Annotated in this window: 25 protein-coding genes and 1 riboswitch; of the genes, 8 read left to right on the plus strand and 17 right to left on the minus strand. The window is 52.0% G+C overall.

Annotated features, from left to right (window positions below; translation table 11 throughout):
- The gene (locus AAC599_RS13520; RefSeq protein ID WP_340150932.1) at positions 1–486 is read left to right on the plus strand and encodes a copper chaperone PCu(A)C; all 486 of its coding nucleotides are present in this window, start codon (positions 1–3) and stop codon (positions 484–486) included.
- 58 nt (positions 487–544) lie between these two features.
- On the opposite strand, the gene AAC599_RS13525 is transcribed toward AAC599_RS13520, so the two are convergent.
- On the minus strand, positions 545–1,375 hold the full coding sequence (locus tag AAC599_RS13525; protein ID WP_340150933.1) for a MaoC family dehydratase N-terminal domain-containing protein: 831 nt from the start codon (positions 1,373–1,375) through the stop codon (positions 545–547).
- Positions 1,376–1,466: 91 nt separating this feature from the next.
- Here AAC599_RS13525 and AAC599_RS13530 point away from each other — a divergent pair, with 91 nt between their 5' ends.
- Positions 1,467–2,423, plus strand: coding sequence for a CHAD domain-containing protein (locus AAC599_RS13530; RefSeq protein ID WP_340150934.1), 957 nt, complete (start codon positions 1,467–1,469; stop codon positions 2,421–2,423).
- Here the strand turns inward: AAC599_RS13530 and AAC599_RS13535 are convergent.
- The 4 genes from AAC599_RS13535 to AAC599_RS13550 form a co-directional block, all read right to left on the minus strand.
- Positions 2,420–3,232 (minus strand): sterol desaturase family protein, encoded by an 813-nt coding sequence (locus tag AAC599_RS13535; protein WP_340150935.1) that lies wholly within the window; start codon positions 3,230–3,232, stop codon positions 2,420–2,422. The two genes, AAC599_RS13530 and AAC599_RS13535, sit on opposite strands and share 4 nt — an antisense overlap.
- Before the next feature lie 130 nt (positions 3,233–3,362).
- On the minus strand, positions 3,363–3,908 hold the full coding sequence (locus tag AAC599_RS13540) for an NAD(P)-binding domain-containing protein (protein ID WP_340150936.1): 546 nt from the start codon (positions 3,906–3,908) through the stop codon (positions 3,363–3,365).
- Positions 3,909–3,980: 72 nt separating this feature from the next.
- Positions 3,981–4,391, minus strand: coding sequence for a tellurite resistance TerB family protein (locus AAC599_RS13545; RefSeq protein WP_293962393.1), 411 nt, complete (start codon positions 4,389–4,391; stop codon positions 3,981–3,983).
- A gap of 51 nt (positions 4,392–4,442) precedes the next feature.
- The gene (locus AAC599_RS13550) at positions 4,443–7,226 is read right to left on the minus strand and encodes an ATP-dependent DNA helicase (protein ID WP_340150937.1); all 2,784 of its coding nucleotides are present in this window, start codon (positions 7,224–7,226) and stop codon (positions 4,443–4,445) included.
- A gap of 105 nt (positions 7,227–7,331) precedes the next feature.
- Here AAC599_RS13550 and AAC599_RS13555 point away from each other — a divergent pair, with 105 nt between their 5' ends.
- Positions 7,332–8,933: a lysine--tRNA ligase gene (locus tag AAC599_RS13555; RefSeq protein ID WP_340150938.1), complete on the plus strand. Its 1,602-nt coding sequence runs from the start codon at positions 7,332–7,334 to the stop codon at positions 8,931–8,933.
- Positions 8,934–8,937: 4 nt separating this feature from the next.
- On the opposite strand, the gene AAC599_RS13560 is transcribed toward AAC599_RS13555, so the two are convergent.
- The gene (locus AAC599_RS13560) at positions 8,938–9,783 is read right to left on the minus strand and encodes a branched-chain amino acid aminotransferase (RefSeq protein ID WP_340150939.1); all 846 of its coding nucleotides are present in this window, start codon (positions 9,781–9,783) and stop codon (positions 8,938–8,940) included.
- Between the two features lie 164 nt (positions 9,784–9,947).
- Between AAC599_RS13560 and AAC599_RS13565 the strand changes: the two genes are divergently transcribed.
- Positions 9,948–10,289, plus strand: a complete 342-nt coding sequence (locus tag AAC599_RS13565) for a DUF952 domain-containing protein (protein ID WP_340150940.1) — start codon at positions 9,948–9,950, stop codon at positions 10,287–10,289.
- A 4-nt stretch (positions 10,290–10,293) separates the two neighbouring features.
- On the plus strand, positions 10,294–11,361 hold the full coding sequence (locus AAC599_RS13570; RefSeq protein WP_340150941.1) for a quinone-dependent dihydroorotate dehydrogenase: 1,068 nt from the start codon (positions 10,294–10,296) through the stop codon (positions 11,359–11,361).
- Between the two features lies 1 nt (position 11,362).
- On the opposite strand, the gene AAC599_RS13575 is transcribed toward AAC599_RS13570, so the two are convergent.
- Positions 11,363–11,911: a cupin domain-containing protein gene (locus AAC599_RS13575; protein ID WP_340150942.1), complete on the minus strand. Its 549-nt coding sequence runs from the start codon at positions 11,909–11,911 to the stop codon at positions 11,363–11,365.
- Between the two features lie 160 nt (positions 11,912–12,071).
- Between AAC599_RS13575 and AAC599_RS13580 the strand changes: the two genes are divergently transcribed.
- Both AAC599_RS13580 and AAC599_RS13585 read left to right on the plus strand, forming a co-directional pair.
- On the plus strand, positions 12,072–13,400 hold the full coding sequence (locus AAC599_RS13580; protein WP_340150943.1) for an aspartate aminotransferase family protein: 1,329 nt from the start codon (positions 12,072–12,074) through the stop codon (positions 13,398–13,400).
- Positions 13,401–13,602: 202 nt separating this feature from the next.
- A complete protein-coding gene (locus AAC599_RS13585; protein WP_340150944.1) occupies positions 13,603–14,628 on the plus strand; it encodes a Fe(3+) ABC transporter substrate-binding protein in 1,026 nt (341 codons plus the stop codon).
- 54 nt (positions 14,629–14,682) lie between these two features.
- Here AAC599_RS13585 and AAC599_RS13590 read toward each other — a convergent pair whose 3' ends face one another.
- The 5 genes from AAC599_RS13590 to AAC599_RS13610 all read right to left on the minus strand — a co-directional run bounded on the left by AAC599_RS13590 (position 14,683) and on the right by AAC599_RS13610 (position 19,257).
- The gene (locus tag AAC599_RS13590) at positions 14,683–15,621 is read right to left on the minus strand and encodes an alpha/beta hydrolase (RefSeq protein WP_340150945.1); all 939 of its coding nucleotides are present in this window, start codon (positions 15,619–15,621) and stop codon (positions 14,683–14,685) included.
- An 18-nt stretch (positions 15,622–15,639) separates the two neighbouring features.
- Positions 15,640–16,236, minus strand: a complete 597-nt coding sequence (locus AAC599_RS13595) for a 2-hydroxychromene-2-carboxylate isomerase (protein ID WP_340150946.1) — start codon at positions 16,234–16,236, stop codon at positions 15,640–15,642.
- Positions 16,237–16,281: 45 nt separating this feature from the next.
- On the minus strand, positions 16,282–17,394 hold the full coding sequence (locus tag AAC599_RS13600; RefSeq protein WP_340150947.1) for a DUF2336 domain-containing protein: 1,113 nt from the start codon (positions 17,392–17,394) through the stop codon (positions 16,282–16,284).
- A gap of 80 nt (positions 17,395–17,474) precedes the next feature.
- A complete protein-coding gene (locus AAC599_RS13605) occupies positions 17,475–18,809 on the minus strand; it encodes a deoxyguanosinetriphosphate triphosphohydrolase (RefSeq protein WP_340150948.1) in 1,335 nt (444 codons plus the stop codon).
- 94 nt (positions 18,810–18,903) lie between these two features.
- Positions 18,904–19,257 carry a hypothetical protein gene (locus AAC599_RS13610; RefSeq protein WP_340150949.1) on the minus strand — a complete coding sequence of 118 codons (354 nt, stop codon included), beginning with the start codon at positions 19,255–19,257 and terminating at the stop codon, positions 18,904–18,906.
- A 117-nt stretch (positions 19,258–19,374) separates the two neighbouring features.
- A riboswitch (FMN riboswitch) is annotated at positions 19,375–19,519 on the plus strand.
- Between the two features lie 89 nt (positions 19,520–19,608).
- On the opposite strand from AAC599_RS13610, the gene AAC599_RS13615 reads away from it, so the two are divergent.
- Entirely contained in the window at positions 19,609–20,121 is a 513-nt protein-coding gene (locus tag AAC599_RS13615) for a 6,7-dimethyl-8-ribityllumazine synthase (RefSeq protein WP_340150950.1), read from the plus strand.
- Between the two features lie 2 nt (positions 20,122–20,123).
- Here the strand turns inward: AAC599_RS13615 and AAC599_RS13620 are convergent, their stop codons facing one another.
- From AAC599_RS13620 to AAC599_RS13640, 5 genes are read right to left on the minus strand one after another with little or no spacing between them, the layout of a single operon-like run.
- Positions 20,124–21,665 (minus strand): AMP-binding protein, encoded by a 1,542-nt coding sequence (locus tag AAC599_RS13620; RefSeq protein ID WP_340150951.1) that lies wholly within the window; start codon positions 21,663–21,665, stop codon positions 20,124–20,126.
- A gap of 38 nt (positions 21,666–21,703) precedes the next feature.
- Positions 21,704–22,915 carry a CoA transferase gene (locus AAC599_RS13625; protein ID WP_340150952.1) on the minus strand — a complete coding sequence of 404 codons (1,212 nt, stop codon included), beginning with the start codon at positions 22,913–22,915 and terminating at the stop codon, positions 21,704–21,706.
- 30 nt (positions 22,916–22,945) lie between these two features.
- On the minus strand, positions 22,946–24,112 hold the full coding sequence (locus tag AAC599_RS13630) for an acyl-CoA dehydrogenase family protein (protein WP_340150953.1): 1,167 nt from the start codon (positions 24,110–24,112) through the stop codon (positions 22,946–22,948).
- 58 nt (positions 24,113–24,170) lie between these two features.
- Positions 24,171–25,478: a TRAP transporter large permease gene (locus AAC599_RS13635; protein WP_340150954.1), complete on the minus strand. Its 1,308-nt coding sequence runs from the start codon at positions 25,476–25,478 to the stop codon at positions 24,171–24,173.
- A complete protein-coding gene (locus tag AAC599_RS13640) occupies positions 25,478–26,146 on the minus strand; it encodes a TRAP transporter small permease (protein WP_340150955.1) in 669 nt (222 codons plus the stop codon). The genes AAC599_RS13635 and AAC599_RS13640 overlap by 1 nt, the downstream gene beginning before the upstream one ends.
- Positions 26,147–26,153: the final 7 nt, after the last annotated feature.

Here is a 26,153-nt window from a genome sequence, read left to right on the forward strand (position 1 = left end):
ATGAAATACGTAAAGGCTTTGCCTTTGGTCCTGCTTGCCATCGTGATGATCCTTAATGCGGAATCCGATAAGTTTATGTCCCATGCGACCGAAGTCAACGGGATGGAAGTTACGGAACCCTGGGCCCGCGAACGGCCTGCGAACGCCATGATGGGCGGAGCTTTCCTGACATTGAAAAACTCTGAAGGCGAGGCAGATCGTCTTGTCGCGGCCTCAAGCCCTGTTGCTGACAAGGTTGAAATTCATGACAGCGTTATGAAGGACGGCGTTATGAGCATGATGCGTGTTGAAGAACTGGTGATCGAGCCGGATGAGACCGTCATGCTGAAGCCTGGCGGATTTCATGTTATGCTGATGGGGCTGAAGAAACCGCTCATTAAGGGAACAGAATTTCCCCTGACACTGAATTTTGCGCGGGCCGGTGAAATTACCGTGACGGTTCATGTGAAAGATGCGGGTAATATGGGCATGCATAAGCATGACTGACATGCGCTAGCTGGTATCAAACGAACAGGAGGGGCTGCAAATGCAGCCCCTTTCCTTTTTAGAAATCGGCAGTTGCCTTGACGGCTAGCTCACCGCTTGGGCCCCTTACCCAAACTTGACATTGATCCTTGGTTTCCTTCTTGCCACTCAATGTGAAGGGCGTCGTATCAAAAATCGGGTTGAAATTCCGGAAGTGGAATTTCTTGAGGGAGCGTCCAGCCATCTTTTCGATCGCCAGCCGCATTAAAAATGTCCCAAGGAGCGGGCCATGGACCACCAAGCCCGGATATCCTTCCTCATTGAGACAGTAATCCCGATCGTAGTGAATGCGATGTCCATTAAAGGTCAGCGCTGAATAACGAAACAGCAATACCGGATCAGGCGTAATTGAGACCTCCCAATCGCCGTCCTCTGGTGCAGCCTGTGGTTCTTTCTTAATGCTGCTTGAGGCGCTTGCGGCTTCCCGATAGACGATATCGTGCTCTTCTGTAAGACATGGTCCGGCCTCATTCCGGACTTCATGCTCTACGGTCACGAAGATGAGCTCTCCAGTTCTTCCTCTTTTTGAGGTTACGCTTTTGATTGTGGAGGTTTTTTCTGCCAGATCCCCAGCCCGGAGCGGCGCATGGAAAGTGAGCCGACCACCAGCCCACATCCGCCGTGGCAATTTAACGGGTGGCAGGAAGTCGCCTTTCATACCATGGCCGTCCTTGTCGATACGAGATTGCCGGTCTGTTGGTAAAAAATACATCCAGTGCCCTCCGGGCGGCACGATATCAGATGTCAGACCCGGCTCATCCATTAGTGCCGCGAAACCGTCCAGTGATTGCTGATGAATGATTTCCTTGCCGGATATCTGATTGCCGACCCAATCTTGCAGGTTTTTCATAAGTTTTTTCTCATTGTTGCTTTTCCTGTATCGATTTGAATAGCATATGTGCATTATTGCGCCGGGCAATATTTCACAACAGAGAGGCATCATGCCAGCCAAATCTAAAGTATTTAAACTTTCCGATATTGAACTTAAGGGAAGTATGAATGTTGGAGAGGCGGCAAAGTCAATATTTCAGGAGTGCGCCCATCATCTGACAGAAAACTTCCGGCAGTTCAAGGAAGAGGGCGATCCGCTGGCCCTGATGCAGATACGTATCGGGGTGCGCCGGATGCGCGTTGCACTTTATGTCTTCCGGCCGATTATTCCCAAGGAGGTGCGCGTTAATTTCAATCGCGAATACCGTTATTTCGGAAACCTTCTCGGTGATGCCAGAAATATGGATGTGTTTCTGGACGGAACGCTTCGACCGGATATCAAGACAAAGGATTTTAAATCCGTTTCGAAAGAGTTGTTGCGGCTTGGGGAGGAAACCCGCGCGGAAGAATATGATATAATCATTCATGAAATATCCGGAGGGCATTTCGAGCGTTTGTCGAAATCATTCGATAAGTGGCTGCAAGGAAACTGGTCGTCAAAGCTTGGCAGGACCGCGCGCAAGGTCATGGCGGCTCCGATCGCTCCTTTTGCGCTGTCCGCGATTGAGGAAGGAAATATTGAGCTCCTCAATCATGGGGCAGATGTTGAAATTCTTTCCGCCAGCGAACTTCATGACCTTAGGAAATATATTAAGCGCTCCCGCTATCATTTGCGATTCTTCTCGGCGCTCTTTCGACAGGAGAAGATAGACGAGGGTTTCGCTCTTCTGGTGAAGATGCAGGACTATCTTGGGCTTATAAATGACGTCAAGGAAGGCATGATCATACTAGGAAGATTGAGTGCGTCCGTCCGTGCAGACTATTTTTCCGATACCCTCCGGTTTAATGCCAGGCTTTATGAGGATGCCAGCGAAGAGGTTGAAGATAACCTGAAGGAATTTCTATTACTTTGGCGAGAGTATGAGGACTTTACGCTTGATAAGAAAGACCTGAAATCGGCTAACTAGGCCTTCTTACTCCGCCTGAAGGGAAGCGCGAGCATCCAGAATATGCTTTGTTTGCGGTCCTCCTGATATTCCTCCAGCCCGATTGTCATCTTTTCATGTCCTGCCGATGGCTGGGCCTGATAGGTGCGGAAAATATAGTCCCACCATGGCATATTAAATCCGTAATTACAGTTATGTTCACTGCGGATAACCGAGTGATGAACCCGGTGCATATCCGGTGTGACGATAAATTTTCGCGCGATTTTATCAAGGCTGGCGGGAAGGCCAGCGTTGGCGTGGTTGAACATGGCGATTGAGCTTAAAAGAATCTCGAAAATTATGACCGCAACGACAGGTGGTCCTAGGACCACAACAACACCCAGCTTAAGCAGCATGGAAAGAATTATCTCAACCGGATGAAACCGCGCCCCGGTGGAAACATCATAGTCGATATCGGCGTGATGCATCTTATGAAACCGCCAGAGAAAGCCGACGCGGTGAAAGATCACATGCTGCCAATAGATCACCAGATCCTGTATGATTACGGCTATCAGGATGGAAAACGCAATCGGCAGGTCAATCAGGTTGAGGAGGCCCCATCCATTTTCCGCGGCTACGGCGGCAAGGCCGACGGCAAGAAACGGAAACAGCAGCCGAAGCAGCAGGGTGTTGAAGAACGTGACACCAAAATTATTCAGCCAGCGCCATATGGTTGAGACGCTCGGCGGACGTTTAGGCGCAAAAGATTGCCAGATTCCCACAACACCAAGCGTTCCAAGAAAAAAGCTCAGACGGATTGTCGGCTCATGATTGGCGATATACTCTAGCATCTTCGTCCCACACTCTTCAGGTCCTTCCCTCAAGATAAGGCGGGAGAGAGTGAATAACCAATATATTCAGCGACATGGCGGAAATGTGAAGCGTGGTGATCCGGCAAATGCCGGGCTATCTCTTTTTTCCTTATAAAGTAGGCACGGCTGCCTGCCCGCTCCCTACTTCTCCCACATGTTTTATATCACGTGCGATTTCTTCCAGTAGAGGCCGGGCACGTTCAAAATCCTCTGATCGACCGCCTGCGCGGATGCTGAGGCGCCCTTCAAGTGAATCCTGCTCACTTCCCAAGGCGGGTGCGTCCATCCAGTGACCGCCTTTTTCTTCCACCAGTGCTGCATATCGCTGGGTGGCCTCCGGCGAAGTCTGACCCAGATCGATAACCAGAGCTCCCGGGCTCAGGTTGGCAAGCAGGCCATCCTCGCCATTCAGAAAGGCATCGATGAGGGACTGCTTGGAAAGCATCAGGAATATAATACCGTCCTTCACACGATCATTAACTTCTCCGGGTGTTTTATATAAATCCACGGCATCGCGGGCCATCTTGTAACGCAAAGCGGGGGACCGGCTGGTTGCATGCACGCTTGCGCCACACGCCTTCAAACGGCGCAGCACGGGCCGCCCTACTTCTCCCAAGCCCAAAAATCCAACGGATACCCCTGTTAAACTACCCATAAATTAGCTCCCTCTTTTTTAGTTAAAGGAGATTATTATCGGATGAAGGGGTTTTGGCAAATATTTGTTGGATCAGGGGCGTGCGTAGCGGACGGCGGAACCCCGTTCAATCGCGGCAGCTGTTAGACGATCTACGTCGAGGCCGTGACGCAGCATTTCAAGCATGCGTAGCTCTTCCTGGCTGAGCTGTCCGTCGGAAACGGCAACATCACATGCCAAAGCGTAGGCCGTATCATATATTTTCTTAGGCAGAACTGCCCGGATTTTCCGAATGATCTCATCCAGTTTCTGATCACCGTTCAACATGTCAACGCAAGTCGCGGCATCGTCCGGCAGATGATCTTCCTCATAGTCGGCGAATACGGGCAGGGTACGGACAATCTCGCCAATGGTGAATAGCTCCCGATCCGTCATTTCGCGATCTGCCGCGGATACAATAACCATGGTCGAAATTAGGGCGGTATGCAGGTTGAGGGTCGTCATACGACAGTGTCTCCGGTCTTGATTTAAACTATTACCCTCAGGATATGAGGTTCAACCCCGATTATCCAATGATATTTTTTCTAAGTGCCTGTTCTTTTCCGCAATGAAGTTGCGCGTCAGGGAAATGGCGTCTTTCAGGCCAAGACGATGAATTTCGACTTCCGGCGGAAAGGCGGACGCAAGACGCGAGGGCAGCATACTGTCAAGCATGACGAAAACACCAAAGTCATCTTCCCGCCTGAGCAAACGGCCATAAGCCTGCTTGAGCTTCAGACGGGTCAGCTTGTCGTCATATTTTGCGCCGCCAAAGGCCTTTTTACGGGCCTTGTGCTTGATATCGGGGCGAGGCCAGGGAATGCGATCAAAAACAAGCAGCCGGAGGGAGCGGCCCGGTACATCCACTCCATCCCGCACCGCATCCGTGCCCAGTAATATCGAGTTTTCCTCCTCACGGAATATATCAACCAAGGTAGATGTATCGAGGGCATCCTGATGTTGTGCATAGAGGTCATACCCCGCTGCCGCCAGAGGTTTTCTGATATTCTCATGCACGGCGCGCAGTCGCCATATCGCCGTAAATAGCCCGAGCGCGCCACCACCGCTCGCCAGGAACAATTCTCGATATGCTGCAGAAACTTCTTTCATATGATCGCGTCGCACATCCGTTACAACGATCACCCGTGTTTGCCGTGCAAAATCAAAAGGGGAGGCAAGATGTGCACGTTTGGGGGGCAATACCAGATGATGAGTTCCGGTTCGCATATCGGCGGCTTGCCAGCTTTCTTCTTCCTCAAAGCTGTCACGCAATGTCGCCGAAGTTATCACCGCACCATGGGCCGGCTTCAATATGGCCTCCGCGAACGGACCGGTTGGGTCGATATAGCTGCGGTAATATCCAAGATCCAATTCTCTCCCGGCAATGCGTTCGATCGCGAACCAGTCCACAAAACCTTCTGGTGTCTCGGCTGTAATGTTTTTTAGCATGGCGCGCCAGGGCGTAATGGAGAGGTTTACCCGTCGCGATATACCTTGCACGGCGGCTTCGATGCGATGCCGGGTCGCCGTATCAAGCTCTTCCGCCTCTTCATCGAGCTTGGAGAGCAAGAGTTTGGCGAGTTTCGCCATTGGAGTAGCAAGCGCTGAAAGTGCTTTTTCCAGCTTCTCTGCGGCATTCTTGAGTTCAGAAGAAATCTCCCCAAGGGTACATTCGACGGAATAGGCACTGTCGGGCTGGCCACAACGGGCAAACACCTGCTCACGAATATGGGTAAGGAACTCCTCCATCGGGCCGCTCGGCGCTGCTTCCCTAACCCTGGCAAGCCAGCCATCCCCCGGTAGCTTGCGTGCCGCGCGGATCGCTTTTTGAAGCGCGTCAAGACCGGCTTCATCATCTCCCAGCAAATCCGAGATACGGTTTTCCAGGCCCCGCATCCGGCTTTTGCGGCCGGTATCGCTACCCGCGATCCATCGCCTGAGTTCCGCAGTCTCCAACCCGGTAAGGTGCGCGGCAAATGCGCTGTCAGCCGCATCAAACAAATGATGGCCTTCATCGAAAACATAGCGTTTCGGCAAATAGGGATCATCGGGGCGCGTCGCACCGTTGATCATGACGAGGGCATGATTGGCGATTACGATATCGGCTTTTCTCGCTTTTCGGCCTGATTTTTCGATAAAACATTTACGGTAGTGCGGACAGGCGGAGAAAATGCATTCCCCGCGGCGATCGGCCAGCCGGGTGATGCGGGAACGTCCCTCAAGTTCCAGCAGCCAACTTGGGAAATCGCCACCAACCATATCCCCGTCTCGGGTTGCCTCAATCCATCTGGCGACCAAGCCAAGAACAATCTGGTCCTGCTTTGCGGCAACACCGCCCTGCAGCGCTTCTTCAAAATTCAGCAGACACAGATAATTCTCGCGCCCCTTGCGGATGACGGCCTTCTCCGCTTTTTCAGCCGGATCAGGATAAAGCCGGTTTAACTCGTCGTCGATTTGCCGTTGCAGATTCTTGGTAAAAGTCGATATCCAGACCGCAGCACCATTCTTTTCCGCCCAGACACTGGCGGGGGCGATATAGCCAAGGGTTTTCCCGGTGCCGGTCCCGGCTTCCGCGAGGACAATATTCGGTGCGTCGACCTGTGCGCGGGGCAAAAACGCATGGGACGTGAGGGCGCTGAAATCCGATTGCTGCGGTCGCGATTCCGAGTTGTCGCCGAGCATGTCCTTCAGTCGTTCCCGGGCTTCGATCTCACTGACCGCGATATCATCCGCCGGTGGCTCCGGTGCCAAATCCGGCCATTCAGCAAGAGTGCGCCAGACATCAAACCCGCCAAAACGATCGCGTTCTTCCGGATGACCAAGCGCGGCGAGCACTGCAGGCGCCCAGTTCCATCCGGCCTGACCCATCGTCATGGCAACGGCAGCCGCAGATTTTCTTTCTTTTCCATTTAAACCGGTTAAATAAGTTAAAATAGAAGATGTGGCGTCAAACAGAAGCAAGGTCTGCTCTTCGGTATCCGATGTGACGGCCAGTCCTAAAGCATGCGCCACGCCCCTGACAGTGGGAAGGCAGTGCCTCGCCGGATAGGTGAAGGCATAGAGTTCCAGCAAGTCAAAGGCGGGGAAGGGATGAATACCGAGACGACGGGCGATGTTCAGCCGGTGAACAAGTAGTGGCGGGTTATTAACGACATAGACAGCAGTCTCTTCTAGGCTTGATTTCGTGATTTCACCATCGGACGAGAGACGGTATCCGCCATCGCCTCCAAGCACAATAGCCTGAACATCTGGAAGACGTATTTCTCTGTTTGTGTCTGTTTTGTCCGGATTTTCGCTCATTTTTCCTTCAACTGAGTGAAATTCGCTTTGCGGTCGTTGACGCAATCCCCTTGTGCGCTTACATTCCGCGCTTTCTAACGATCCATTCTTCCAATGAGGGTTAAGATGTCGTCCGACGCAGAAATTGCACTATCGAGCAACTCCTGGGCATTTGTCGAGGCAAAAAAGCTTGTTGATCGCTATGCGAAAGCTGCGCCGGAAAAAGGGTATGTCCTGTTCGAGACCGGATACGGTCCATCCGGACTGCCGCATATCGGTACTTTTGGGGAAGTGGCGCGCACAACAATGGTCCGCCATGCTTTTGAAATCCTGAGTGACATCCCGACCCGCCTGATCGCCTTCTCCGACGATATGGATGGTCTTCGCAAGGTTCCTGACAATGTTCCCAATCAGGAGCTGTTACAAGCCAACCTGAACAAACCCCTGACGCAGGTTCCTGACCCATTCGGGACCCATAACAGTTTTGGGGAACATAACAACGCCCGTCTTCAGGCGTTTCTGGACCAGTTTGGTTTTGATTATGAGTTCCGCTCCTCTACGGAATGCTATAAGTCCGGGCTGTTTGATGAGAGCCTGCTGCTCGTGCTCAAACATTATGACGCCATTATCAATGTAATTCTGCCTACACTCGGTCCGGAGAGGAAGGCGACCTATTCTCCTTTCCTTCCCATTTGTCCGCGCACCGGTGCTGTTTTGCAGGTGCCAATTATTTCGCGAGACGAGGAGAAGGGGACCGTGACCTATCGGGATCCGGAAACAAATGAAGAAATCTCTGTTCTCGTCACGGGTGGGCATTGCAAATTGCAGTGGAAGGTTGACTGGGCGATGCGCTGGCATGCGCTGGATGTTGATTATGAGATGGCCGGTAAGGACCTGATCGACAGCGTTACGCTTTCCAGCAAAATTGTCCGGATTTTAGGAAAGCAGCCGCCGGAGGGATTCAACTATGAGCTTTTCCTCGATCAGGAGGGAAAGAAAATCTCGAAATCCAAGGGAAATGGCATCACGATCGAGGAGTGGCTGAAATATGCGTCACCAGAGAGCCTTTCCCTCTACATGTACCAAAATCCGAAGAAGGCAAAACGACTCCATTTCGATGTCATTCCAAAGGCGGTGGATGAGTATTTTACCTTCCTCGGCAAATTCCCGGAACAGGACGACAAGCAGCGTTATGCCAATCCGGTTTGGCATATTCACGGCGGGAAGCCGCCAAGTGAGGGGCTGCCGATCACGTTTGGTATCCTTCTTAATCTTGCGGCCGTAGTCAATGCGCATGAGCCCTCCGTGCTCTGGGGCTTTATTACGCGCTATGCGCAAGGCGCAACACCGGAGGCAAACCCGGAACTCGATAAGCTCGTTGGCTATGCGATTTCCTATTACCACGATTTCGTGAAACCCTCGAAGCAGTATCGGCTGCCGACAGACAAAGAACGGCGGGCGCTGGAACAACTGGTAGGGCTGCTAAAAGAACTGCCGAAAGATGCGGATGCGACGGAAATCCAGAACCAGGTTTTTAAGGTGGGTAACGAGAATGACTTTGAAAACCTGAGGGACTGGTTCAAGGCGTTGTATGAAACCCTGCTCGGGCAGTCACAAGGTCCGCGCATGGGATCCTTTATTGCGCTGTATGGAATTGATGAGACCATCCGGCTGATCGAGCGGGTGCTGGCGGGGGAAGACCTGGCGGCGGAACAACCCGCCGCCTGAGGCCCTAGAAAAGCTGGCTCTCGCGGGAAAACTCCATATACATCTCGCGAAGCTTAGTGGCCGTCGGGCCCGGCTGCAGCTCCCGGTCTTCAATTCGGGTCAAAGGCATGACCTTGCCAAAATTCCCGCTGTTGAAAATTTCATCGGCGCTCATGATGTCTTCTTTCGTCATGGCGGTTTCGCAGACTTCGATGCCGGCGGCTTCGGCGAGTATTTTTACCCGCTCGCGGGTAATACCAGCCAGGAAACACCCTGTTGCTGCGGGGGTGAAGGCCACACCGTCTTTCACTGTCCAGATGTTGGATGTTGCGAATTCCGCGACATTGTCGTTCGCATCCATAAGTATAGCATTGTCAAATCCGGCCTGGCGCGCGGCGGCGATCGCCCGGCCGGAGTTTGGATAGAGACAGGAAGCTTTCGCATCCGTCGGAGCCATATCCCGTGCAGGACGTCTTTCTTTGGCAAAATGAGCAGAAAAGCCGGTTGCTTCGGGCATCGGACTATCATAGACGGCCAGAATAAACTCTGCGCTATCCGGCTCCGGATCGATGAAGCCTCCGCGTGCGAAATACATGGGCCTGATATAGAGTTCGGATTCCTTGGGAAGTTTTCTGACCGCCTGCTTGCACAGCTCGAAAACCTCGCCCGTCTCCAATGTTGGGTTATACCCGAGTGCTCGGGCGGATCGGGCCAGCCTGGCGCAATGCTTGTCCAGGTCCGGCGCCATTCCCCGAAAAGAGCGGGCGCCGTCAAAAACTGTGGAAGCCATCCAGAAGGAATGATCCATTGGTCCCATAACATGCGGACATTCATCATACCAGTTGCCGTCGTAAAAATAGACACCTGCCATAGCTGGATATTCCTTTCTTAATTTGTCATCTGAAATCTCTACCAGATAAATATTGGGACAGGCAAGCGCTGGTCAATTGTTTGAAGTCAAATTAAGTTGATTTTTCTGTCCAAAGAACAGGGCATCCTGTAGATATGCGGCATATCGATAAAGAGGCATGACCTATGACGATAATTTATCATATGGCCGACGTAGATGAGTGGCAGGCGGCCCAGGAAGCAGGCGCCTATTACGGCACTGCGAATGACAAGACAGACGGTTTTATCCATTTTTCAACCGCGGAAACAGTTGTAGAGAGTGCTGCGAAGCACAGGGCGGGTGTTGAAAATTTGCTCCTTCTGTCCGTTGAGTCCGAAGCTCTTGGGGGCAAGCTGAAATGGGAACCGGCGCGCGGTGGTGTATTATTTCCTCATCTTTATGGACCGCTGGACCCGCTGCTTGTAGAGAGCGCGGTGAGCTTGCCGTTGGGCCCTGACAAACTTCATATTTTCCCGGAACTGAAATAAAGAAATGCCGTCCCTTTATTCCATAGCGAAGCCAATTCTTTTCCGACTTGAGGCGGAAAAGGCGCATAATCTCTCCATCCGGACCCTGAAGAATGGCCTATTGCCGCGTATCAGCAATGAGTTTGATCCAGTTCTCGCCTCCGAGCATTTTGGTATTCGCTTTCCAAACCCTGTCGGGCTGGCGGCGGGATATGACAAGAACGCGGAAGTGATCCCCGCGATATCGGGTCTTGGTTTCGGATTTGTTGAAGCGGGCAGCATCACACCGAGGGCGCAGCCCGGAAATCCAAAGCCGCGCCTGTTCAGACTTGCCGAGGATGCCGCTGTCATCAACCGTCTTGGGTTCAACAACAGGGGCCTGGATGAAGCCGAGCGTAACTTTAAGGCATATGCGGACAACGCGATTGTTGGGGCCAACCTCGGGGCAAACAAGGACAGCGGGGACCGCATTGACGATTATGTTCGCGGCATGAAACGGCTCGCACCGCTTGCCAGCTATATTACGGTCAATATCTCGTCGCCGAATACACCAGGGCTTCGGGCCTTGCAGGGCAAGGCGGAACTCGATAATTTGCTTGGACGTCTCTGCGATGCGCGAAATACCCTTAAAAAGGAGGGAGTGGAGCATTTCCCCATTCTGTTGAAAATCGCACCCGACCTGACGGACGATGATAAGGCGGATATTGCCGTGTCTGTTCTGGCGATGGAAATAGAGGGTCTTATCATCAGCAATACAACGATTACACGCCCGGCTTCTCTTACCGATTCACAAAAAGCAGAAGCCGGTGGGTTGAGCGGCCGCCCGCTTAAACATATTTCCCTCGGCATTTTAAAGGAAATGTATCAGGCAACAGGAGGCAAAATATTGATTGTTGGCGTCGGGGGCATAGAAACGGCGGCGGACGCATACGAGAGGATCAGGGCTGGCGCCTCCCTCATCCAGCTTTATTCAGCGATGGTTTATCATGGCCCCTATGTAGCGGCAGACATCGCGCGCGGACTTGCAGAGTTGTTGCGCGCGGACGGATTTGAAAATATCACTGATGCCATAGGCATCGATACACCGATCTGATTTAAAAGCTTGGCGGGGTACAGGCGGTGACAACCATGGTTTCTTCGTCCCCGATGGCACGGAATCGGTGCGGCCTATGGCTTTCAAAGTAATAAGCGTCACCGGCGCCGAGGATCTTCCTGTCTGCGCCGACTGTAACCTCCAGCTTGCCCTTTACGATAACCCCGGCTTCTTCCCCCTGATGGGAGAGCATATTTCGGCCCGTATCTGCACCCGGCTTATATATTTCGTGCAAGACCTGTAGCGCTTTGCCCGTCAGGTCACGACCGACCTGCCGATAGGATATCTTCCCCTCAGATATCTGGGTTAGTTCCTCGTGATCATAAAATATCTTGTGACGTGAGGTAAAATCATTGGCGAAAAAGTCGGCCAGACCGATTGGAAAGCCATCCAGAACCTTCTTCAGGGAACCCACCGCCGGGCTCGTCCGGTTCTGCTCTATCATCGAGATGGTTCCGTTTGTGACGCCCGCCCGTTTGGCAAGCTCACGTTGGGATAATCCATGCTGTTCCCTTAGACCGCGCAGTCTGGCGCCAAGATCAAAATCCATGCCCGTTTCCTTTCGCTTGATTCGAATGGTCGTTTAATTTTCTAAACACCAACATCACAAAAATAGTCAAAACCCCTCAGAAAACAAAGGGAATCATTTTTGCTTGTGCAAATAAATGATCTACATAAGGTAAAGAAAAACAAACTCCGGAGTTTTAGTCATGCCCGATTCAGCCGTTTCAAGCACGAACAATCTTGACGCTTTTTGGATGCCGTTCACGGCGAACCGCCAGTTCAAGTCGAGCCCGCGCATGCTCGTCAGTGCGAAGGGCATGTTTTACCAGAATGCGGAAGGTAAGCAGATTCTGGACGGAACCGCGGGGCTTTGGTGTTGCAACGCCGGGCATGGGGAGCCTCGCATCGTGAACGCGGTTAGCAAACAGATCGGGGAAATGGACTATGCGCCCGCATTCCAGATGGGCCATCCAAAGATATTTGAGCTTGCGGCAAGGGTCACAGGCATGTTTCCAAGCGGGCTGGACCATATGTTCTTCACGAATTCCGGTTCCGAATCCGTCGATACGGCCCTTAAAATTGCGCTGGCTTATCACCGGGCGCGGGGAGACAGCGCCCGTACCCGTCTCATCGGGCGGGAGAGGGGATACCATGGTACGGGTTTCGGCGGCATCTCGGTTGGGGGCATTGTCGCCAACCGGCGGACGTTTGGCACAATGCTAACGGGAGTCGATCATTTACCGCATACCCATCTTCCTGAGAAAAATGCGTACAGCCGGGGCCAACCGGAACATGGTGCGGAACTTGCCGATGAGCTCGAGCGCATCGTCGCGCTTCACGATGCCTCCACAATTGCCGCTGTAATTGTTGAACCTGTCGCAGGATCGACTGGAGTTATCCTGCCGCCAAAAGGCTATCTTGAACGGCTCCGGGCGATTTGCGATAAACACGGTATCCTGCTGATCTTTGACGAGGTTATTACCGGATTTGGGCGCCTTGGCAGCGCCTTCGCGACTGATTTCTTCGGCGTGAAGCCTGACCTTGTGACCCTGGCCAAAGGGCTGACGAGCGGAACCATACCGATGGGCGGGGTTGTATGCTCCAAGGAAATTTATGATGCCTTTATGAATGGCCCCGAGAATATGATCGAGCTGTTCCATGGCTATACCTATTCCGGCCATCCTGTCGCGGCGGCGGCGGCCCTTGCGACCCTTGATTGCTACAAGGAAGAGGGATTGTTTGAGCGGGCGAATGAGATTGCCCCTTACTGGGAAGACGCCCTGCATTCATTAAAGGGTGAGCCGCATGTCATTGACTTGCGAAATATGGGCCTTATCGGAGCGATTGAGCTTGATTCCATCCCCGGCAAGCCGACAGCCCGGGCGTTTGACGCATTTCTTAAATGTTACGAGAAAGGTGTGATGATCCGGACGACAGGAGATATTATCGCTCTGTCCCCGCCACTGATTGTCGAGAAGAGCCATATTGACCAGATATTCGACACGATTCGGAGTGTATTGAAGGAAATAGCCTAAACACTTCTGATCGAGCAGTTGTTTCGAAAAGAATATTATTCGAACGTAGCGCAAATAGTGAGCGGCGGCCCGACGGTCGCCGCTTTTTTGCATATGGCGATTGTTAAAAATGAAATTGATAATGACTTGCATAGGCAGGATTTCCAGTTTAAAACTCCTGTTAAAATTGATAATCGTTTGCATTTCTAACTAAGGATCCATTATGCGCCTATCATTTTCATCTGTGCCGCTGGCAGTTGTGGCATTCGCGACAATCGCCACAGCCACTCCTGCACTGTCTGATGAGGTCAATTTATATTCCTCACGACAGGAAAGTCTCATCCGCCCCATACTTGACGACTTCGAGAAAGATACCGGAATCACGGTAAATGTCGTTTTTGCAAAATCCGGCATGCTGGAGCGGCTGAAATCCGAGGGCGCGAACAGCCCGGCCGATGCGGTTCTCACGGTTGATATCAGCCGTATCGCCGCCCATAAGGAAGCGGGCGTTCTTCAGTCAATCCAGTCTGAAACGCTCGAAGAGAATATCCCAGCGCATTTCCGGGATCCGGAAGGGGAATGGTATGGTCTCTCCGCGCGCAGTCGTGTGATTTTCTATTCAAAGGAGCGGGTTGAGCCGTCAGAGCTTTCGACCTATGAAGATCTTGCCGATCCGAAATGGAAAGGACGTATATGCGTACGCTCTTCGAGCAATGCCTATAACCAGTCCCTGCTGGCGTCGATCATCGCACATGATGGGGCAGAAGCCGCGGAGAAATGGGCCCAAGGGATCAAGGATAACCTGGCACGCAAGCCACAAGGTGGTGATCGTGATCAGATCAAGGCGGTTGCCGCCGGTGAATGTGATATCGCGATTGCGAATACCTATTATTACGGCGGTATGATGAATTCAGACGATCCGGAACAGGTAGAGGCAACGAAAAAAGTTGCTTTGTTCTGGCCGAATCAGGACGGGCGCGGTGCGCATTTCAACATCTCTGGCGCCGGTGTTACCAAATCGGCGAAGAATAAGGAAGCTGCGATCAAACTGATCGAATATCTGTCCGACACCAAGGCGCAGGAATTCTATGCGTCCTCAAACTATGAATTCCCGGTCAAGCCGGGCGTTGAGCTGGATGAAACCGTTGCGAGCTGGGGTGAGTTCAAGGCGGATGAAATCGGCCTCGACAAGGTTGCGAATGCTCAGGCGGAAGCCGTCATGATATTCGACCGTGTCGGATGGCGGTAAGCGTTATTGCGAAGAAATGAAAAGGGGCCTTGGGGCCCCTTTTTTATGCGTCTTTTATTTTGAAAACGCTTCACGAAGAGCGGCAACGCCTTCATTCACGCAGTCCGTTGCCTTGTCAATGGCGCCGCCAAGATTGATGAAGCCATGGATCATCCCTTCGTAATGGGTATGGGTGGCCTGGCTGCCTTCCTCGTTCATTCGTTTGGCGTAGGCGATTGCCTCGTCCTGCAGCGGATCAAACCCGGCGGTCTGGATAAGGGCAGGGGGGAGCCCCGCGAGGCTGGAAGCCAGTAATGGGGAGGCACGCCAGTCCTTTCTGTCTTCCTTGTTTTTTAGATAGTGCCCCTGAAAGTAATTCATCAAGGGACGGGTCAGGAAGTATCCTTCTGCGTATTTTGTATGGGAAGGATGAGACATGTTCATCTGCGTGGCCGGATAGATAAGCCATTGTAATTTCGGTAAATAGGTTTTTTCATCACGGGCAATCAAAGACACGACGGCTGACAGATTTCCGCCGGCGCTGTCCCCGCCAACAGCTATATTCTCAGCATCGCCGTTATATTCGCCAATATGCTCCGCCGTCCAGTTAAGGGCGGCAACGGAATCGAGAACGGCGGCAGGGAAGGGATGTTCCGGCCCCATGCGATAATCAACAGAGACAACGACAAAAAGGCCGGAATTTGCAATAAGACGACACAAGCTGTCATGGGTATTGCGGCTGCCGACAACCCAGCCCCCGCCATGATAATAAACGAGAACAGGGAGAGTATCCGTCATGCCAATCGGATGATAAATGCGGATGGGAACGTCCCCCAGCGGGCCGGGAATATCCAGATCAATCGTTTTGCCGATATCCACGTTCTTGTATGTGAGCGTAAGCGCGCGCTCCTCATAGGCGGCTTTGGCCTCTGCCGGTGATAGTTCATCGAGAGAAGGAAGGCCCTTCTCTTCGGCAATATCAAGTACCCATTTTGCTTGTGGATCTAGCGTCATTCCCTGTCTCCCTATCCGTTATTTCTTGAGGGCTTTTTCGACAAAATACAATCTGTCCTGACCCCAGAACAATTCATCATCAATGATGTAGGTCGGGGCACCAAATACGCCGCGTTCAATTGCGCGAGCGGTATTCTGTTCATAAAGCGCGGCAATTTCAGGTACCTGACTGTCTTTCAGCAGCTTCTCACCATCAAATCCGGCGCGATTGGCGACATCAATTGCAGTTCTCTCATCAGCGATATTGCCGTCGTTGACCCAGACCAGACGCTGAAAAAGTCCTGTAAGTTCCATGGCATCTCCGCCCTCCTGTACAACGGATGTGACCATCTGGGCGGCCATCTGATCGGACGCCGGGAAGAACTTAGGATGCGTTTTGATAGGAATGCCCAATTCCTCGCGCCAGCGGGCAATTTCCATCAAACGGTATGCCTGTCGCTGCGGGCTGCGCTTTCCAAGGGGTAATCCGCCGGTTGCAGCAAAAATCTTGCCATAGTTTACGGGTATGATGTTGATTTCGGTGTTATTCTCCGCGACCATCTTCACAAGGCGGTCGTGCCCGAGAAAGGCCCATGGAGAAATGAGGGTTAAATAGTAGTCGATTGTTTTTGTCAAAAGGCAATCCCATTTTATTATTTTCGATTGCCTTAAGTTTAAGGGTCAATGAAGGCGCTTGGGAAGCAGTTTTTCCATCAAATCTTCCAAAGATATCTCATGGTCCAGCCCATATGTCTCGGCAACCCGGCCAATCAGGCGTTGCCGAAAATTATCGAGATCGGCGCGCGGATGATAATGGTCTGCCTTTCTGTGCTCTTCCATGGTGGTCCGGAAGGCAGTGTAAAGATAGGGAGGCAGTTCAGCCCGGTCATACAGGCGTTGAAATCCGAGATACCCACGGCCGGAGGTAAGCGAGACAACCCGCTTCTTTGAGATGCCGGAAGTATGACCGAGCGCCGCCGCAAAAAAGGAGTGGTTCCCTGCGATCAGCACGCGCAGCATCAATGTTGCCGTCAGGCGGCCCTCGCGATCAAGCGCGATACATTTCTTTTTCTGCTCATGATCCGTCATGCGCCTTTCCAGTGTTTTCGAAAGGGCCTTTTCCCGGGCGTTCATGATCTTGCGCACAGACGTGGATTCCGAAACCGGATTTCGGTCCATGAGAATCTGTTTATATTCCATAGAAATCATGTCAAACATCCGGGTGACAAACTCTGTCGGCAGAAAGGGGCGCTGCACCAGCAATTTCTGTATCGGATCAATTTCCCCAAAGCGACCAAGGATATTATCATAAGCGGTCTCGCCGATAATCGCCGTTTCATTTTTTAGGCAAACTTTGATCGCAGAATAGCATCCGTCTTGAGCAATCCAGCCGGTTGATTTAATTCCGAGGTGTGGGCGCCCGGCAATGGCCGTTTGCTTGCTGTTGCTGGCCGTTTGCAGAATCTCCCAAAGGTCCTCATCTGTCAGGACAGGGGAATATGTTACGACGGGAAGCGAGATTTCTTCCAAATCCATGGCCAGTTTCATGGCGGACTCATGAGACAGAAATTCACAGGATTTCACAGCTTCAGCAATTGTCTGGCGGACTGCCTTATCTATGTCGTCGACAAAATAGTCTATTAGCGCCGACGTCAGCTCCAGGTCTTCGTCTGCAAGCTTTTCCGCCGCAAACTCCATAGCGGCCGTACGGGCAGCATTGACCCGTTTCGGCGTTGGCATCTTTGCAAACATCGCGGCGATACGATCGCCATAAATGGAAGATTCAGCCAGCATCGTTTTCATTGCCTGAAACTAAAAATATAATTTTAGGATATTCAGGTTAACAGGTAGTTACTGGCGTTTTGTTGATGTAGCTATTCTATACCCCGGATTTCACGAAACTGCCGTACCGCAAATGAATCGGTCATGCCGGATACGAAATCCGTGATGCCAAGAAGCCAGTCATACCGGCTGCGTTTCTGCTTGTCCCCATCCGGAAAAAGTGTCATCAGAACGCTGGAGCGGGGATTCATTGGCGCGCCATCGGTTTGATAATTTTCCCAGTCAAGATTGGCTTCGTAAAATGCATCAAGAAGGGTGTTCAGGATTTCAGCGCCGCCCAGTTCCGCCTGAATCCTCTCCGGATGGCGGTATATTTCACGTTTGCAGAGGGCATAAATCTCATCGAAGATTTTTGCCCTGCGGGAGTGATGCAGAAGATCACCTTTGAAATTTCCGGCGAGAATTTCGCTTTCGCAGTCCTTGAAAATATCGGAAACTTCCCCGATGAGCCTGCCAATACATTTTGCCCTGAGATAGGAAATTCTCTCTGTCGGATCATCGACTTCGGCATAGCGTTTCGGCGGACTGCCAAGGATGCGCATCATCAGATCTTCTGTTTCCGTGTAGTTGAGCCGACCAAGCTTATATCCATCCTCAATATCGACAACGCTGTAGCAGATGTCATCGGCAGCCTCGACCAGATAGGTGAGGGGATGGCGGCTCCAATATTCATCTGTCCCCCGCTGCAGGAGTTCCAGTTCGTTCGCGATCTCCCGAAAGGCATCCAGTTCGGACTGCATGACGCCAAATTTCTTGCCGCCGCTGTCCCCGGGGGCGGGTTCTTTTACAATGGAAGTTCGCGGATATTTCATGAAGGTTCCGAGGGTGGCATACGTCAGCCGAAGCCCCCCTGAATTCCGCCAGTTCTGTAGTTTCGTCAAAACACGGAAGCCCTGTGCATTGCCTTCGAACATTTCAAAATCACAAATCTGGGCATGGTCCAATCCATCGACACGGCCCGCGGCATTGGCGCCATTCTTGAACCAGTAGCGGATTATTTCCTCACCGAAGTGACCAAAGGGCGGGTTACCGATATCATGGGCAAGGCATGCCGCAGATACGATATGGCCGAAGTCGGCCGGGCTGTAATCGCTGCCCTTCAAGTGACGGTCGATAATGACCTGCCCGGCGTTGGCCCCTAAAGAGCGGCCAACGGATGCCACCTCCATGGAATGGGTCAGGCGGGTGCGCACATAATCACTCTCCGCCAGGGTATGAACCTGGGTCTTGTCCTGTAGGCGCCGAAAGGCCGAGGAGAAGACAATTCGGTCTTGATCCTTGTGAAACGGGCTGCGCGAAGCCAATACGGGATCATTGTGATCCTGCCCGTATCGCTTGGTCGAGAGGAGTTTATTCCAATTCATCATGCGATTAAGCTACTTCACAACTGTTTACCATAAAATGAATATTTGTCTGGAAAGCGGGAAATTCAATTACTTGTCAAACCGCCCGAAGGTATTTTCAGCTTTGGCCCCATCCCGGATAGGTGACAATCAGCTCGCTCAAGAGGGTGCGGTTATTTTTGTCCATGGACTGGATGGCGAGGGAGAGGCTTCCAAGGCCTTCCCTAAAGAGTTCATCCGCAATATGTCCCTCCCACAGGGCGACGAGGATCATGAGCATGCGCCGTTGGGCATGGGATAGCTTCAATCCGCCGCTGTCGGCTTGATCCTCCCGGATTACGTCCAGAGCGGGTTTCAGATCATAATGGCCTTGAGCATCTTGAATATCACCGGTTTCGGCAGTGAAATAACGTTCCAGCTGGTTATAGCGGATAGCATCTTTCAAATGCTCTAAAAATGCGGTTTCGTTCAATGGTTACTCTTACAATAGACCGTGTAGGATGGGGCAAAACTAGTATAAATGCGGATAGACTTGCAAACGGAGAAAACATCTTTAAATTAAAAAATGATATTCCTTCATAAATAGAAGGAGTGTTCTCAGGGCAGGGTGAAAGTCCCTACCGGCGGTAAAGAACAGGTTTTGTTCAAGCCCGCGAGCGCCCGCTTCGGCGGGGTCAGCAGATTCGGTGTAAATCCGAAGCCGACGGTCATAGTCCGGATGGAAGAGAACAGGAAGAAAGCGAACGGTTTGGCTGCTGCCAACCCGTTTGTTATTCCTATTTGCCTTGGGTTGTTGTCAACTTGTTAAAACAAGGCCAATAAAATGAAAATCAAAAACACGTCTACTGACAATCAAACCCCGGACATTCGTAAACAATCAAATCGCATTGTCATAATTCAGGCGAACTGGCATGCGGATATTGTGCATGAAGCCAGCAAATCCTTTATCGAGGAACTGGTGAGTCACGGTTATGATGCAGATGGATTTGACATTTACAATGTTCCGGGAAGTCTCGAAATACCGTTGATGGCGAAAAAGCTGTCTGAGTCCGGACGTTATGATCTGATCATGGCAACGGGCCTGATCGTCGATGGCGGAATTTATCGCCATGATTTTGTCGCTGGTACTGTTCTTGACGCAATGATGCAGGTACAGCTCGATTGTGGCGTTCCCATATTGTCCGTCGTCCTAACGCCCCATCATTTCCAGGAGACGGATGCGCATATGAAGTTCTTCCGTGAGCATTTCGTGATCAAAGGGCAGGAGGCGGCTGCCGCCTGCCGCATGACCCTTGAAAATATGCGCGGGTTGGAGGAATTCCGTCTCGCGTCCTGATGTCAGACGATACGTGACGTCTTGTCACCCCAGTAACGGTCTTTCAAAAGCCGTTTGTAAAGCTTTCCCGTCGGATGACGGGGAAGCTCTGCCTCAAAGTCAACGGACCTTGGGCATTTAACATGACTGATGTTGTCACGGCAGAATTCGATAATTTCTTCAGCGAGTTCGTTGCCTGCAAGGGACATGTCAATGGGTTGGATGACGGCCTTTACTTCTTCGCCGAATTCTTCATTGGGCACGCCAAATACCGCTGCATCATACACTTTCGGGTGGGTTAGCAGTAAATCCTCGATCTCCTGCGGATAGATGTTCACGCCGCCGGAAATGATCATGTAGCTTTGCCGGTCTGTCAGGTAGAGAAACCCGTCTTCATCGACATAACCCACATCTCCGAGCGTGCTCCAGCCCTTGTCATTATAGCTCTGTGCGGTGCGTTCGGGGTCATTATGGTAGGAAAATTCGCGCCCATCCGAGAAATAAATATTCCCAATCTCCCTCACCGGCAACTCGTCCCCAGCCTCGTCAACGATATGGAGATTGCCAACCAACGCCCGGCCGACGGTCCCCGGATGCTCAAACCATTCTTCCGGAGTGACAGCGCAATATCCGTTTCCTTCGGTTCCGCCATAATATTCATAGAGGATCGGGCCCCACCACTCCATCATCTGGCGTTTGATCTTTTCCGGGCAGGGGGCAGCGGCATGGATCGCGACTTTGAGAGAACTGATATCATATCTCTGACGGACGGCTTCTGGAAGTTTCAGCATCCGGACAAACATGGTTGGCACCAATTGCGAATGGGTTGCCTTGTATTTTCCCAGCAGACGCAGATAATTTTCCGCGTCGAAATTCTCCATAATGATGGAGGTCGCGCCGTGCCGCTGAATGCGCATGTTATAGCGAAGCGGCGCAGCATGATACAGCGGTGCGGGAGAGAGATAGATCGTATCCTGGGTGACTTTATACTGGTTCTTTAACAAGTTAAACAAGCTGTCCTCTGTCCCGATGGGATTTCCAACCTCGGCAGGTTTGACGCCCTTCGGCCGCCCCGTGGTGCCCGACGAATAGAGCATGTCTGCCCCTTCGCATTCATCCGATAGCGGTTCCGCCGGATAATCGCTTACTTTGTCTTCATAGGAATGATAGCCCGATATCGTACCGTCAATCATCAGTTTCTCTTCCACATTCGGGATGCGGTCGATAAGCTGTCCTGCCAGCTCCGATTTATATTCGGAGGTAATGAAAATGCGCGCACCACAATCGTTGATAATGTAGGCGGCTTCCTCCGCAGACAGGCGGGAACTGATGGCCGTATAATACAATCCTGCACGCTGCGCCGCCCAGCAGACCTCATAAAAGCGGGGATTGTTTTCCATGAGCAAGGCAACGTGACCGCCAATCTCAAGTCCTTGCGCTCTTAAATACTGCGCCGCCTTGTTGGAGCGGTCATCAAGCTGTTTATAGGTAACAGTTTCACCGCTGCCCGCCATGATGATGACTGGTTTGTCCGGTGTTGTTTTCGCAAACTCACGTATATGCATGGCCTGTTTCTTGCTTTTTATTTGCTATTATGGACAGCCTATTTAGCCTGAGAAACGAGAATACCTTTAGAGATCATCTTGTCAATTTCGTTATCCGTCATCCCGATTTCCTTTAAAATCTCTCGGTTATGTTCGCCTAATTGCGGCGCATGTCGCCGGACACGACCGGGAGAAGCAGAAAAAGTTGTCGGAATGCCTGGATAGTTGAGCGTTCCCTCGCTTGGATGTTCCATGGTTTGCCAGAATCCGGTCGCTTTAAGATGTTCATCCTCGAGAAGATCTTCCGGCGTATTGATGGGGACAGCCGGAATACTGGCGGCGTCCAGATCACGCAACCATTCCGCCGAGGTGCGGGTTTCAATGATTTCGCTTAAAACCTGATAGGCCGCATCGATATTATCAAGACGTGCTGCGATATTGCAAAACCTGGGATCATCCATCAGCTCTGGCCGGCCCGCCATCTCGAAGAAAGCCCGCCATTGCTTGTCAACATAGGGAAGCACGCCAATCATGCCATCCTTGGTTTTGTATGGATGACGGTTCGGCGATAGCGCGCGCGGATAGCCGACAGGACCGAGGGGTGGCTCGAAATTGCCGCCATATAAATGCTCCAGCATGTGAAACTGCACCATGGTCTCAAACATGGGAACGTTCACTTCCTGACCTTCTCCGGTCCGTTCCCGATGATAGAGGGCCATGGTTATGGCATATACAGCGGTCAAGGCCGTCGCCTTGTCAGCAATGACCGTCGGCATATAGCCAGGCCGTCCCATCAATTGTGACTGGCTGGCCGCCAGACCACTCACCCCTTGAATCATGTCGTCATATGCCGGTTTATCGGCGTAAGGGCCATCCTGATTAAACCCGTAGGCACCGCAATAGATAAGGTTCGGGTTCGTAGCTCGCAAATCGTCATAGGTGAGAGAAAGCCGCTTGATGGCAGAAGGGCGCATATTATGCAGGAAGATATCCGCCGTTTTTACAAGTCTCATGAGAGCGGCGTGCCCGTCCGCTGACTTCAGGTCGATGCAAAGCGCGCGTTTATTCCGGTTGGCATTGAGATATATTGCCGCCATGCCTGGAGACCGGCGTGGCCCGAGATCACGGGTGGTGTCCCCCTCCGGTCCTTCGACTTTGATGACATCGGCGCCCATATCTCCAAGGATCTGGGCTGCATATGGGCCCAGAAGCACTGAGGTCAAATCGATAACACGCAGGCCGGTCAGCGGCCCGTCTTTGGTAGTAGTCATTGTTATTACCTTTGGTTTTAGCGGCGTGTATTAATAGGACTTGGGCATGCCCAGCGCTTTTTCCGCGATATAGCAAAGCACCAATTGTGGGCTTACGGGAGCAATACGGCAGATCATCACTTCTCGCATCAAGCGCTCAACCGTGAACTCTTTGGCATATCCCATGCCGCCATGCGTCATGACGGCCTGTGTACAGGCTTTGAAGCCCGCTTCGCCACCAAGGTACTTTGTCGCATTGGCATAGACGCCTGCTTCAAGACCGGCATCGTAGTTTGACGCGGCTTTCATCGCCATCAGGTAAGCGGCTTCCAGTTCCATCCAGTTTTCCGCCAGCGGATGTTGTATGCCCTGGTTTTGGCCGATTGGGCGTCCAAAGACTTCCCGTTCGCGGGCATATTTCGCAGCACGCTCCAATGCATTCATGCCGATACCAATTGCTTCAATACCGACAAGGACACGTTCCGGGTTGAGGCTGTGCAAGAGATAATAAAAACCCTTGCCCTCTTCGCCGATCAGGTCTTCTCCGGGAACGGGGAGATTATCAATAAAAACTTCGTTCGAATCAACGGCCTTGCGGCCCATTTTTTCGATCACCCGAACATCCATATAGTCGCGGTTCATATCGGTATAGAAAAGCGAGAGGCCGTCAGTTGCCTTTTTGCATTTCTCCTTCGGTGTGGTTCGGGCGAGCAACATGATCTTGTCTGCTTCCTGCCCCGTCGTTGTCCAGATCTTGCGACCGTTCACCAGATATCCGTCTGAAGTTTTCTCTGCCCGTGTCTGAAGTGCAGTTGTATTCAGTCCGGCATTGGGCTCTGTCACCCCAAAGCAGGATTTTACCTCGCCCTTGATGAGCGACGGCAACCAGCGATTTTTCTGTTCGTCACTTCCGAAGACAACAATCGGATGGGGCCCAAAAATATTGATGTGGATGGCCGAAGCCGCTGACATGCCGCCAGAGGACTTCGCGACTGTATGCATCATCAGGGCGGCTTCAACGACGCCAAGTCCGGCACCGCCATGCTCTTCCGGCATCGTTATCCCGAGCCAGCCGTCCTTTGCCATGGCGGCGTGAAAATCGAATGGGAAATCACCCGTTCGATCTTTTTCCCGCCAGTAATTGTCGTCGAAACGGGCACACAGCGCCGCCACATTCTCGACGATGGCATGTTGCTCTTCCGTGAGCGTGAAGTCCATTTACCTACTCCTTTTTATTTTTTTTCTATTTGCAGGAGATCGGACTATTGAGTCAATGTCAATTCAGCATTGTTTGCGGTAGCCATGTTATCAGCCAAGGAAAGGCGATGAACAGGGCGACCGTTAAAACGTCGGCAATAAAGAATGGACCGATTCCACGGAAAACGTCGGAAAGCGGAATATCAGGCCGCACGCCATTTACAACATAGCAGTTAAGTCCGATGGGAGGTGTGATCAGGCAGATCTCAACCATTTTCACCACAATAATGCCAAACCAGATGGGGTCATATCCCAGTCCAATCACGGCCGGAAAAACGACAGGCAGCGTCAGCAGCAGCATGCCGATGGCATCCATGAACATACCAAGAATGGCATAGCCGCAGAGAATCAGAATAATGATCACTGTTGGCGGAAGAGGTAGCCCCAATATCCATTCGGCGAATGCTTCCGGCAAGCCCGAGAATCCGAGGAACCGCACAAACACCAGTACGCCCCAGATGATGGAAAAGATCATCACGGTCAGTTTGGCCGTTTCAAAAAGCGCGTCCTTCAGCTCCTTCGTCCGCATACCATGGATGAAGGCAAGGATCAGCACGACGAATGCGCCAAGAGCGCCTGCCTCTGTCGGCGTGGCCCAGCCACCATAAATGGCACTGAATATAATCACGATAACTGCTATGATAGGTAAGGTGCCCGGTAAGGACTTCATCCTTTCGTTAAAGGTAAAGCCGCGCACCGGTGGACCAAGCTTCGGATTAACTGTTGCGCGTCCCATGATGATGAGAGCGTAAATCAGTGCAGACACGATACCCGGAATGAACCCTGCGAGCAGCAAGGCGCCCACCGATTCTTCGACAATAATCGCATAGATCACGAGGATGGCGCTTGGCGGGATCAGGGAGGCAAGCGTGCCGCCCGCAGCGACCACACCGGCAGCGAGTCTTCTATCATAGCCATTGTTCAGCATTTCCGGAATCGCCACACGGCTGAATACGGCAGCTGTCGCCGTGCTGGCGCCCGAGACTGCGGCGAAGCCCGCAGCAGAGAAGACGGTCGCCACAGCGAGTCCGCCCGGAACCCAGCCGACCCATTTTTTCGCGGCATCAAAAGCGGCTGTTGTAATGCCTGCATGGAATGCGAGATAGCCGATCAGGATAAACATCGGCAGCACACTCAGGGAGTACAGCGTCGATTTTGAGTGCGGAATAGTCCCGACAATTCCGGTTCCCGCACTCCATCCGATAATCGAGACGATACCCAGCATGCCAACCAGGGTTGCGGCGATATAGACACGTACACCCAAGAAGACCATTACGATCAGGGCGCCCATGCCAACGACGCCGACCAAAAGAGGATCCACTCCCATTATTTTTTCCCCTTTTTAGTATATGTTTCGTCAAACTTGGCCTGTTTTCCTGCCTCTTCTCCAAGAGCATCACTGATTTCATGACGCGCAACCGCAGTTACGTCCTCAATAATCGGCACTGCGATGATTTCCGCGTTTGGATTTATGAATAAACGCACAAATCCGACGAACTGCAGTGCGAAACGAATCCAAAGGATACCGAAGGCCAACGGAATAGTTAATTTGGCGGGCCAGATTGGTATCCCGATATCGATCGTTGAATCACCAAGTTGATAGGCGCGGAGAAAATGGAGCCAGCTTGTGTCAATTAACACAGTGATGACAAAAAGTCCTATCAGCGTTGCCATCCCTTCAAAGAAATACAGAGGGCGTGCGCTGAATTTAGCCATGAAAAGGTCCATTCGGACGTGGCCGCCAAGCCGTTGGCAATAGGCAATCCCGAAGAAGGCAAAAATGACCATGCTCTGTTCGATAAAATCTATGTATCCGAGTATTGGCCAATTGAGCAGTTTTCTGCTGAGAACCTGTGTAACACCAAGTATCATCACAGCAAAAATTGCCAGAGCGGAAATACCGTTCAGAAAATTTTCGAGTTTGGAAAAGCCGCGGTCAAATGACGCGAACGCCGACCGTGACCCCGAACCCTGCGGGATATTTTGAGTTGTCATGATTTTT

This window comes from uncultured Sneathiella sp., assembly GCF_963976355.1.
In the GTDB taxonomy this organism is placed as follows: Bacteria; Pseudomonadota; Alphaproteobacteria; order Sneathiellales; family Sneathiellaceae; genus Sneathiella.